The sequence below is a fragment of the Streptomyces sp. TS71-3 genome, assembly GCF_018327685.1.
GTDB lineage: Bacteria > Actinomycetota > Actinomycetes > Streptomycetales > Streptomycetaceae > Streptomyces.
In genome coordinates this window covers 2,334,802-2,345,524 of sequence record NZ_BNEL01000003.1, presented here as the reverse complement: position 1 = coordinate 2,345,524, position 10,723 = coordinate 2,334,802, and the positions used below count along the sequence as shown (strand labels likewise).

The 10,723-nt window shown below is 72.2% G+C and carries 7 protein-coding genes; 6 read left to right on the top strand and 1 reads right to left on the bottom strand.

The window, feature by feature from the left end:
• Nucleotides 1-12: 12 nt before the first annotated feature.
• The 4 genes from Sm713_RS34105 (at nucleotide 13) to Sm713_RS34090 (ending at nucleotide 6,112) form a co-directional block, all read left to right on the top strand.
• Nucleotides 13-1,851 (top strand): NAD(P)H-dependent oxidoreductase subunit E, encoded by a 1,839-nt coding sequence (locus Sm713_RS34105; RefSeq protein ID WP_212913803.1) that lies wholly within the window; start codon nucleotides 13-15, stop codon nucleotides 1,849-1,851.
• Nucleotides 1,848-2,759: a 2Fe-2S iron-sulfur cluster-binding protein gene (locus Sm713_RS34100; protein ID WP_249416878.1), complete on the top strand. Its 912-nt coding sequence runs from the start codon at nucleotides 1,848-1,850 to the stop codon at nucleotides 2,757-2,759. Before Sm713_RS34105 ends, Sm713_RS34100 begins: the two co-directional genes overlap by 4 nt.
• 7 nt (nucleotides 2,760-2,766) lie before the next feature.
• Nucleotides 2,767-3,627, top strand: coding sequence for a formate dehydrogenase accessory sulfurtransferase FdhD (fdhD, locus tag Sm713_RS34095; protein ID WP_212913802.1), 861 nt, complete (start codon nucleotides 2,767-2,769; stop codon nucleotides 3,625-3,627).
• A 514-nt stretch (nucleotides 3,628-4,141) separates the two neighbouring features.
• Nucleotides 4,142-6,112, top strand: coding sequence for an exo-alpha-sialidase (locus Sm713_RS34090; RefSeq protein ID WP_212913801.1), 1,971 nt, complete (start codon nucleotides 4,142-4,144; stop codon nucleotides 6,110-6,112).
• Here the strand turns inward: Sm713_RS34090 and Sm713_RS34085 are convergent.
• Nucleotides 6,096-7,214 carry a bile acid:sodium symporter family protein gene (locus Sm713_RS34085; protein ID WP_249416877.1) on the bottom strand — a complete coding sequence of 373 codons (1,119 nt, stop codon included), beginning with the start codon at nucleotides 7,212-7,214 and terminating at the stop codon, nucleotides 6,096-6,098. The two genes, Sm713_RS34090 and Sm713_RS34085, sit on opposite strands and share 17 nt — an antisense overlap.
• A gap of 289 nt (nucleotides 7,215-7,503) precedes the next feature.
• On the opposite strand from Sm713_RS34085, the gene Sm713_RS34080 reads away from it, so the two are divergent.
• Nucleotides 7,504-8,373 carry a LysR substrate-binding domain-containing protein gene (locus Sm713_RS34080; RefSeq protein WP_212913800.1) on the top strand — a complete coding sequence of 290 codons (870 nt, stop codon included), beginning with the start codon at nucleotides 7,504-7,506 and terminating at the stop codon, nucleotides 8,371-8,373.
• A gap of 367 nt (nucleotides 8,374-8,740) precedes the next feature.
• Nucleotides 8,741-10,579, top strand: coding sequence for a long-chain fatty acid--CoA ligase (locus Sm713_RS34075; protein WP_212913799.1), 1,839 nt, complete (start codon nucleotides 8,741-8,743; stop codon nucleotides 10,577-10,579).
• The last annotated feature ends 144 nt before the right edge of the window (nucleotides 10,580-10,723 follow it).

Here is a 10,723-nt window from a genome sequence, read left to right as displayed (position 1 = left end):
TGAGGCAGGGTCATGGATCTGCACTTCGGTGACAGCAAGCCGACCGACGAGGAGCGGGCCGCGGTCGACGCGCTGCTCGGCCCGCCCGAGTCGGCCTGGGAGGCGCCCGCCGGCGAGTGGGTGGACCGCTCGGCGGACGATCTGCGCTGGGCACGCGGGGGGCGCCCGGCACGGGACCGGCGCGATCTGCTGTTGCCGGGGCTGCACGCCATCAACGACCGCGTCGGGTGGATCAGCGACGGCGCGCTGGACTACCTCTGCCGGCGGCTGACGGTGCCGCCGGCGGAGGCGTACGGCGTGGCCACGTTCTACGCGATGTTCTCGGTGCGGCCGCGCCCCGCGACCGTGCTGCACGTCTGCACCGACCTGGCGTGCGCCGCACACGGCGCCGCCGAGGTGTGCGCCGGGATCGAGCAGCGGCTCGGTGCCGGCAGCGGCGTGCACATCGAGCGGAGCCCCTGCCTCGGGCTGTGCGAGCGGGCGCCGGCGGCGCTCGCCGTGCGCGCCGGGGACCCGGTGCGCACGGCGGTCGCCGCACCCGCGACCGTGGAGTCCGCCGTGCTCGCCGCCACCTCCCCCGACTCGGCGGACGAGGAGCCCCCGGCCTCGCTCGCCGTGCCGCAGGCCGGCGACCCCTCGCTCGTGCTGCTGTCCAGGGTCGGCGTGGTGGACCCTGCCTCGCTCGACGACTACCGGGCCGAGGGCGGCTACACGGCGCTGCGCCGGGCCTTCGACATCGGGCCCGCCCAGGTGATCCGCGAGGTGACCGACGCCGGCCTGGTCGGCAGGGGCGGCGCCGCCTTCCCCACCGGCCGCAAGTGGCAGGCGACGGCCTCCCAGCCGGACCACCCGCACTACGTGGTCTGCAACGCGGACGAGTCCGAGCCCGGCACCTTCAAGGACCGGGTGATCATGGAGGGAGACCCGTACTCCCTGATCGAGTCCATGACCATCGCCGGCTACGCGGTCGGCGCGCACCACGGCTACCTGTACCTGCGCGGCGAGTACCCGCGCGCGCTGGCCCGCCTGGAGCACGCCATCGCGCAGGCGCGCTCCCGGGGCCTGCTGGGCGACGACGTGATGGGGCAGGGCTACGCCTTCGACATCGAGATACGGCGCGGCGCCGGCGCCTACATCTGCGGCGAGGAGACGGCGCTGTTCAACTCGATCGAGGGCTTCCGCGGCGAGCCGCGCTCCAAGCCCCCGTTCCCCGTCGAGAAGGGCCTGTTCGGCAAGCCGACGGCGGAGAACAACGTCGAGACGCTGGTCAACGTCCTGCCCATCCTGACCATGGGCGCCCAGGCGTACGCGGCGATCGGCACTCAGAAGTCGACCGGGCCCAAGCTGTTCTGCGTCTCGGGCTCCGTGGCGCGCCCCGGCATCTACGAGCTGCCGTTCGGGGCGACGCTCGGCGAGCTGCTGGAGCTGGCCGGGCCGCCCGAGAAGCTGCGCGCGGTGCTGCTGGGCGGCGCGGCGGGCGGCTTCGTGCGGGCCGACGAGCTGGACATCCCGCTGACCTTCGAGGGCACCCGCGAGGCCGGCACCACCCTGGGCTCGGGAGTGGTGCTCGCGCTGGACGACACGGTGCCCCTGCCGCGCATCCTGCTGAGGATCGCGGAGTTCTTCCGGGACGAGTCGTGCGGCCAGTGCGTGCCGTGCCGGGTCGGCACGGTCCGCCAGGAGGAGGCCCTGACCCGCCTCCTGGAACGCGCCGGGGCCGAGGCCGAGGACGACATCGCCCTGCTTCGCGAGGTGGGCCGCGCCATGCGGGACGCCTCCATCTGCGGTCTCGGGCAGACCGCGTGGAACGCCGTCGAGTCAGCCATCGACCGTCTGGGAGCGTACGCATGACCACCGCAGAGAGCCCCGTACGGGGCGGCGCACCGGCCGCCCGCCACAGCACGGCGGTGCCGCTCGCCCCGCCGCGCCGGCTGCTTGAGTTCACCATCGACGACGAGCCGGTGCGGGTGCCGGAGGGGTCCACGATCCTGGACGCCTGCCGGGCCCAGGGCAAGGACATCCCGACCCTCTGCCAGGGCGACACGCTCACCCCGAAGAACGCCTGCCGGGTGTGCATGGTCGAGGTGGAGGGCTCCCGCACCCTCGTGCCGGCCTGCTCGCGGCGGGCCGAGGCCGGGATGACGGTGCACACGGACACCGAGCGGGCCCGGCACAGCAGGAAGATCGTCCTGGAGCTGCTGGCGTCCTCCGTCGACCTCTCGACCACCCCCAGGGCGGCCGAATGGCTCAAGGAGTACGACGCGAAACCGGACCGCTTCGGGCCTCAGGCGGCGCGCCTGAACGAGGAGCCCAAGGTCGACAACGACCTCTACGTCCGGGACTACGACAAGTGCATCCTGTGCTACAAGTGCGTGGACGCCTGCGGCGACCAGTGGCAGAACACCTTCGCCATCTCCGTCGCCGGCCGCGGCTTCGACGCCCGGATCGCGGTGGAGCACGACGCGCCGCTCACCGACTCGGCGTGCGTGTACTGCGGCAACTGCATCGAGGTCTGCCCGACCGGCGCGCTCAGCTTCAAGAGCGAGTTCGACATGCGCGCGGCGGGCACCTGGGACGAGTCGAAGCAGTCCGAGACGACCACGGTGTGCGCCTACTGCGGTGTGGGGTGCAACCTCACGCTTCATGTGCAGGACAATGAGATCGTGAAGGTCACCTCTCCGCACGACAACCCCGTGACCCACGGCAACCTCTGCATCAAGGGCCGCTTCGGCTACCAGCACGTACAGAACCGGGAATGAGCACACCATGGGACGAGTCACCGAACGACGCCGCGTCATCCGCGTCCGGGACGGGCAGATCGCAAGGCGCCCGGACACCCTCGTCGCCGAGGAGCCACTGGAGATCCGGCTGAACGGCAAACCCCTGGCCATCACCATGCGCACCCCGGGCGACGACTTCGCGCTCGCGGCGGGCTTCCTGGTGAGCGAGGGGGTGCTGGCCTCGGCGGACGACCTGATGAACATCGTCTACTGCGCCGGGGCGACCGTCGACGGCAGCAACACCTACAACGTCGTAGACGTGGTGACCACCCCCGGTGTGCAGCTCCCCGACATCACCCTGGAGCGCAACGTCTACACCACCTCGTCGTGCGGCCTGTGCGGGAAGGCCAGTCTCGACGCGGTGCGCACGACCGCCCGCTTCCCCATCGACGACACGGCCGGCGGCGCGCCGCCGGTCGTGCTCGAACCGGACCTGCTGGCGGACCTGCCCGACCGGCTCCGTGCCGCCCAGCGCGTCTTCGACCGGACCGGGGGGCTGCACGCCGCGGCGCTGTTCACGCCCGAGGGCGAGCTGCTCGACGTCCGCGAGGACGTCGGGCGGCACAACGCCGTCGACAAGCTGGTGGGCCGGGCCCTGACGAGCGGCCGGCTCCCGCTGGCGCGCACGGTCCTGCTCGTCTCCGGGCGAGCCTCCTTCGAACTCGCGCAGAAGGCCGTGATGGCGGGCATCCCGGTCCTGGCGGCGGTCTCCGCGCCGTCGTCACTCGCCGTCGACCTGGCCGAGGAGGCGGGCCTGACGCTGGTCGGCTTCCTGCGCGGGTCGTCCATGAACGTGTACGCGGGCGAGCACCGGATCGCCCTGCAGGCCGCGGCCGCCCAGGGCTGACCCCCCTTCCCGCGGACACGACGGCGGGATCCCGGCCGGCGGGGAGCGCCCCCTGCGCCGGCCGGGTCCCGCTCACCGCGGGGAGCGCCCCTGGGCCCGCCGGGCCGTTCCGCCCAGCGGCGAGGTCCGGTGAGGCGCTGAGTCCGGTGAGGCCGGGGAGTCCGGTGGGTCCCGTGGGACCGGTGAATCCGGTACGGAAGGACGCCGGGGCCCCCGAACGGCCGTTGGAAGGGTGAGCAATTTCGGCGCGGTGGCCCCCGTGCTGTCGGCGGTGTGCGCCCCGCCGGATCCGACGCGCTTTTAGGTACCGGTTGGCGGGCAGCCATCACCTGGGCGGCGGCATCCCTGTGGCGGCGTCACCAGGCGCCTCCCGCGCCAACACGGGTGCTGTACGGCGCACTTCGACGCCGCACGCTTCTTGTCGGCCGCGCGCAGACGCACGTAGCGTTTGAGACATTGAACGTCGGACGTGGGATGTCCAGATGTCCAGACGCCATGAAGGGCAGGTCTCGCCATGCCGTCACACCTTCGCGCCCGCTCCAGAGCCAAGGGCGGCAAGGGCGCACCCCGGGCCTCACGGGCCCGCGGAGCCGCCCGCCCCGTAAGAACGCTCGCACTTCTCGCGCTTGCGCTCGCCGCGGCCTTCGCGCTGGCCGCTCCCCCGGCCACCGGCAGGGCCGAGGCCGACACGCCCACCGCGGGCTTCTCACAGCAGGTTCTCTTCAAGGCTTCCCAGGATCCGGGCTACGCGTGCTTCCGGATCCCCGCCATCGTCCGCACCGCCGCAGGCACGCTCCTTGCCTTCGCCGAGGGCCGGGTGCACGACTGCGGCGACGCGGGCGACATAGACATCGTCGTCAAGCGCTCCAGCGACGACGGCCGTACCTGGAGCCCGCTGACCGTGGTCAACCACGGCGGGGGCGACACCCACGGCAACCCCGCGCCGATCGTGGACCGCGAGACCGGCCGCATCCTGCTGGCGGAGACGTACAACCCCGGCCGCACGGACGGCAAGAGCTGCGACGTCCCCTGCGACCGCACCCCGCACATGCAGTACAGCGACGACGACGGTGTCACCTGGTCGCAGCCGCGCGACCTCAGCGACGAGATCCTGCCGCCCACGTGGAACTCCTGGTACGCGACGGGTCCGGTGCACGGCATCCAGCTCACCCACGGCGACCACCGCGGGCGCCTGGTCTTCGCCGTCAACACCGAGACCTGGGACGGCACCCGGGTCGCCGCCAACAACGCCGCGCTCATCGTCAGCGACGACGGCGGGGACCACTGGAAGATCGGCGCTCACGACTCGTGGCCGATAGCACAAGATGGAACGTTCCGCCAGAAACCGTCGGAAATGACGGTCGCCGAGCGGAGCGACGGCCAGGTCTACGTCAACGGCCGCGAGCAGGACGGCATGGACCTCGGCCACCGCACGCAGGCGGTCAGCAAGGACGGCGGCAGCAGCTTCGAGGCGCCCTTCCACGCCCTGCCCGACCTGTACACCCCGATGGTGCAGGGCTCGATCCTGAACCTGGGCCATGACCACATGCTGATGTCGGCACCGGCCGACCCCGACCGGCGCAGGACGATGATGGTCCGCTCGTCCTGGGACGGCGGCCGCACCTGGGACGGTGTGGACCGCGGCACCGTCGTCACCACCGACTGGTCCGGCTACTCCGACCTCGTCCAGGCGCGGGACGGCACCGTCGGCCTGCTCTACGAGGGCGGCGCGGTGGACGCCCGGGACGAGATCCGGTTCGCCCGCTTCACGCAGGACTGGCTGGCCCCGCGCCAGGGTGCCTACCCGATCACCGCGGACAACGCGCCCGGCGAGCCGCCCGCGAACGTGCTGGGCGGCGCGCGGACGACGGACGGGGTGCTCGGCGGCGCGATGTCCTTCGACGGCAAGGACGACGCCGTACGGCTGCCGTTCCGTGAGAACCTGCGCCTCGGCACCGGGGACTTCACGGCGTCCCTGTGGTTCCGCTACACCGCCACCACCGGGGAGCAGCCGCTGCTGTGGATGGGCGGCATAGGGGATACCCAGCCGCAGGTGTGGCTGCGTGCGGAGCCCGCCTCGAACCGGATCACGGGGCTCATGACGACCCGTGACGGCGCGCACCCGCCGGCGTCGGCGTCCGTCCGCGTCACCGGCGCGTACAACGACGGGCACTGGCACCACCTGGCGCTGCGCCGCAGCGGCGGGAAGCTGACCATGGCGGTGGACCTCACCGTCTCCAGCGGGCCCGACGTGCCGGGCTCGGTGAGCCGCAACTCACCGTTCGGCGTGCACATCGGCCAGCGGATGGACAGCAGGGCCTTCTACACCGGCGCGATCGACGACGTGCGGGTGTGGTCGAAGGGCCTCACCGACACCCAGATGACGTCGCTCGACGGCAACCAGCCGGCGAGGGGCGCCCACGGACCGTGGGACCACAACCTGGTGCTGTCGCTTCCCATGGACCGCGTCAGCGGCCGGCACTGACGCTGCGCCGCCCGTCCGGTGTCCCGGGGCTCGAAGCCGAGCCCCGGGACACCTGGCGTTCGGGCACCGGTTCGCCGGCGTCCCGCGCCGCGTCCGCCGGGCGGCCGGAAACGGGGAGCCCCGTGTCCTGGGTGTCCTGGGCACGCCGCCGGGCGATGACGGCGCAGACCATGAGCTGCATCTGGTGGAAGAGCATCAGCGGCAGCACCGCCAGCGAGGCCTGGGCGCCGAACAGCACGCTGGCCATCGGCAGGCCGGACGCCAGGGACTTCTTCGAGCCGGCGAACTGGATCGCGATCCGGTCGGCCCGGTCGAAGCCGAGCCGCCGGCTGCCGTACCAGGTGGCGGCCAGCATCACGGCGAGCAGCACCGCCTCCACGCCCAGCAGCGCCAGCAGCCGCACGACGGTGACCTGGTGCCAGATGCCGCGCACCATGCCCTCGCTGAACGCCGAGTAGACGACGAGCAGGATGGAGCCGCGGTCCACCAGGCCGAGGAGGCGCTTGTGCCGCGCTATGAACCCGCCGGTCCAGCGGCGCAGCAGCTGACCCGCCACGAACGGCACCAGGAGCTGCACCACGATCTGCACCAGCGCCGATCCGGAGAACCCTGCGGAGCCGCCGCCGTGCAGCAGCATGGCGGCGAGCACCGGGGTGACGACGATGCCGGCCAGCGAGGAGAAGGAGCCGGCGCAGATCGCCGCAGGGACGTTTCCGCGGGCGATCGAGGTGAAGGCGATCGATGACTGGATCGTGGACGGAACCAGCGTCAGGAAGAGGAAACCGCTGTACAGGGCCGGGGTGAGGACGTACGGCACCAGCCCGCGGGCGGCCAGGCCGAGCACCGGGAAGAGCACGAACGTGCAGGCCAGCACGGTGACATGGAGCCGCCAGTGGGCCAGGCCGCGCAGCGCCTCCCGGGTGGACAGGCGCGCTCCGTAGAGGAAGAACAGCAGTCCCACCGCGGCCGTGGAGGCGAAGGAGGCGCCGTCCGCCGCGGCGCCGCGGGCCGGCAACAGCGCGGCGAGGCCGACGGTGGCGAGCAACAGCAGGATGTAGGGGTCGACCGGCATCCAGGAGGGCCAGGTCAGGCGCTTGGGCATGCGCTCCTCGTACTCGAAAGGTGGTGCACGGCCGTGTGGTGTTCCCGGCCGCTCGTACAGGGCACTGCCCCCGCCGTTCCGGCGCGGAAGTGCCCTCGCCATCGTCCTCCAGATCATGGTGATCGGGAATCCGGCATACAGAACTGACTGCGATCGCTGAACATGATATCCGTCCCTGCGGGTGCCCCGCGGGTCGCCTCCGGCCGGGAGGGGTGGCCCCCGTCACGGCAGCAGCCTGCCGAGCGGACCCCGATCACCCTGACCGGGGCGGACGCTCTAAGGTCGTCCCGTGTACGACCCCTCGCAGCTTCGTACCTTCCTGGCCGTGGCCCAGACCCTCAGCTTCACCCGCGCCGCCCGGCGGCTGGGGTTGCGGCAGTCCACCGTCAGCCAGCACGTGCGGCGCCTGGAGGCGGCCGCCGGACGGCAGCTCTTCCTCAGGGACACGCACGCGGTGGAACTGACCGAGGACGGCGAGGCGATGCTCGGCTTCGCCCGCCGCATCCTGGAGGTGCACGACCAGGCGGCGGCGTTCTTCACGGGCACCCGGCTGCGCGGCCGGCTGCGCTTCGGGGCGTCGGAGGACTTCGTGCTCACCCGGCTCACGGACATCCTCGAGGCGTTCCGGCACGACCACCCCGATGTCGACCTGGAGCTGACGGTGGAACTCTCGGGCACGCTGCACGAGCAGCTGGCGGCGGGCAAGCTGGACCTGGTGCTGGCCAAGCGGCGCCCGCACGGACCGCGCGGGGAGACCGTCTGGCACGACCGGCTGGTGTGGATCGGCGCCGAGCGGCTGCGCCTCGACCCGGACCGCCCGGTACCCCTCATCGTCTACCCGCCCCCCGGCATCACCCGGGCCCGGGCGCTCGAGGCGCTGGAGCGGGAGGGCCGGCCGTGGCGGATCGCGTGCACGAGCGGCAGCCTGAACGGGCTCATCGCCGCGGCCCGCGCCGGACTGGGCGTGATGGCACACTCCCGCGGGCTGGTCCCGCCCGGCCTCGCCCTGGTCCCTGACCGTGCGGGCCTGCCGGACCTCGGGGAGGTCGACTTCGTCCTGCTGCACGGCCGCAGGCCCGGCTCCGCCCAGGGCGCGGCGGACGCGCTGGCGGCGGCGATCCTGTCGGGTGGGGACCGGTTGCACAGGAGAGTGCGATAAGGAGGCTGTGCCCGCGGCAGGGGCCGGGTGTGCCGATTCTCCGGCGCAGGCGGCCACGGCTGGCCGCCGCACCCCGTACCCGCCCCGCGCCCGCCCCGCACGCGCTCCGCGCCTGGCCACCCGGCCGGCCAACGATCTTGAACCTGCATGGCCCGGCCGTGACAAGCCGGTACAGATTCAGTGGAGATTAGGGGCCCGAAACCTACGGTGTCGTAAGTATTTCTGCCCCGGCCTTACCCTTGTGATCGTATTTGACCGGGCTGACCTGTGCATACACCGCGGGTCCGGGGGGAAGGACACCCCTCCCGCACAGGGCCGCGTTGGGGTACCGTCACCCGCGCTGTGCGGAGCGCCACAAGGAGCACCATTGCGCGAGATCACCTCCCCTCCCCTGGACATTCTGTCGTCCCCGCCCAAGGGCGGCCTGGCCGATGTCATCTTCGAGCATGCCCAGAGCGACCCTCAGCGTGTCGCCCTGGGCCGCAAGGATGACGCCGGCAACTGGACGAACGTGACGGCCGCGGAATTCCGCGACGAGGTGCTGGCCCTCGCCAAGGGCCTGCTGGCCCAGGGCGTCCGGTTCGGCGACCGCGTGGCGATCATGTGCCGCACCCGCTACGAGTGGACGCTCTTCGACTTCGCCTTCTGGACGATCGGCGCCCAGGTGGTGCCCATCTACCCGACGTCGTCGGCCGAGCAGGCCTGCTGGATGCTGCACGACGCGCAGGTGTCCGCGGCGATGGTCGAGCACGAGGACCACGCGATGACGATCGGCTCCGTGATAGACCGGCTGCCGCAGCTGCGCCGGCTGTGGCAGCTGAACGCCGGCGCCGTGCAGGAGCTGTACGAGTCGGGGGCGCACCTGGACGACGACGTGGTGCACCGCCACCGTCAGGCGGTCACACCCGACACGATCGCGACCGTCATCTACACCTCGGGCACCACCGGCCGGCCCAAGGGCTGCGTGATCACCCACGGAAACCTGATGTTCCAGGCGGACGTGATGGGCAACCACTGGCAGCCGGTGTTCCACAACAAGCGGAACGGGAGCGACGAGGCGGCCACCCTGCTGTTCCTGCCGCTCTCGCACGTCTTCGGTCGCATGGTGGAGCTGGCGACGATGCGCACCGGGATCAAGCTCGCCCACCAGCCGAACATGAGCGCGGCGGCCCTGCTGCCCGACCTCCAGACGTTCCGGCCGACGTTCATCCTGGCCGTTCCGTACATCTTCGAGAAGGTCTTCAACGCGGCCCGCCGCAAGGCGGAGCGCGACGGCAAGGCCGGCCCGTTCGACAAGGCGGTCGAGGTCGCGGTGCGGTACGCGGACGCGGTGGAGGCCAGGGCCTTTCGGACGGGGCCCGGTCCGAGCGCGGCGCTGCGGATGCAGCACCAGGTCTTCGACAAGCTGGTCTACGCGAAGATGCGGGACGCGCTGGGCGGCCGGGTGCGGCACGCGATGTCCGGCGGCTCGGGCATGGACCGGCGCCTCGGGCTGTTCTTCGCCGGCGCGGGCGTCAGCATCTACGAGGGCTACGGCCTCAGCGAGTGCAGCGCGGCGGCCACCGCCAACCCGCCGGTGCAGACCCGTTTCGGCACGGTGGGCAAGCCGATCCCGGGCACCACGGTGCACATCGCCGACGACGGCGAGGTGTGGCTGCGCGGCCGGCACGTCTTCCAGGGCTACCTGAACGACCCCAAGTCGACCGACCAGACGCTGCACGAGGGCTGGCTGGCCACCGGCGACCTGGGCGCGCTCGACGAGGACGGCTACCTCACCATCACCGGCCGCAAGAAGGAGATCCTGGTCACCTCCGGCGGCAAGAGCGTGCAGCCCTCCTCTCTGGAGGAGCGCGTGCGGGAGCACCCGCTGGTCGCGCAGTGCATCGTGGTCGGCAACGACCGCCCGTACATCGCCGCCCTGGTGACCCTGGACACCGAGGCCGTGGAGCACTGGCTCAGCATGCGGGGCAAGGCGCTCCCCTCCCCGGCGGAGCTGGTGCGCGACCCGGATCTGGAGACCGAGGTCCGGCGCGCCGTGGTCGCGGCGAACACGCTGGTGTCCCAGGCGGAGTCGATCCGCACCTTCCGGATCCTGGCCCACCAGTTCACCGAGGAGCACGGCCTGCTCACGCCGTCCCTGAAGCTGAAGCGCAAGGCCATCGAGCAGGCGTACTCGGCCGAGGTCGAAGCGCTGTACCCGGGCTGACACGAGCCGATCGCGGTGTCCGGCCCGGCACGCGGGCCGGACGCCGTGAGGGTGCCCTGCCCGCGGCACCCCGCCGGGCGCCAGGACCCCTCCCCCGGCGCAGGTGCGCGGGCCTGAAGGAATGGGGGCCGCGGTGTGGCCGTT

What these genes read in the sequence shown, in the direction of transcription:
- Sm713_RS34105 (WP_212913803.1), top strand. Translation starts at nt 13, where the DNA reads ATGGATCTGCACTTCGGTGACAGCAAGCCGACCGACGAGGAGCGGGCC.
- Sm713_RS34100 (WP_249416878.1), top strand. Translation starts at nt 1,848, where the DNA reads ATGACCACCGCAGAGAGCCCCGTACGGGGCGGCGCACCGGCCGCCCGC.
- fdhD (WP_212913802.1), top strand. Translation starts at nt 2,767, where the DNA reads ATGGGACGAGTCACCGAACGACGCCGCGTCATCCGCGTCCGGGACGGG.
- Sm713_RS34090 (WP_212913801.1), top strand. Translation starts at nt 4,142, where the DNA reads ATGCCGTCACACCTTCGCGCCCGCTCCAGAGCCAAGGGCGGCAAGGGC.
- Sm713_RS34085 (WP_249416877.1), bottom strand. Translation starts at nt 7,214, where the DNA reads ATGCCCAAGCGCCTGACCTGGCCCTCCTGGATGCCGGTCGACCCCTAC.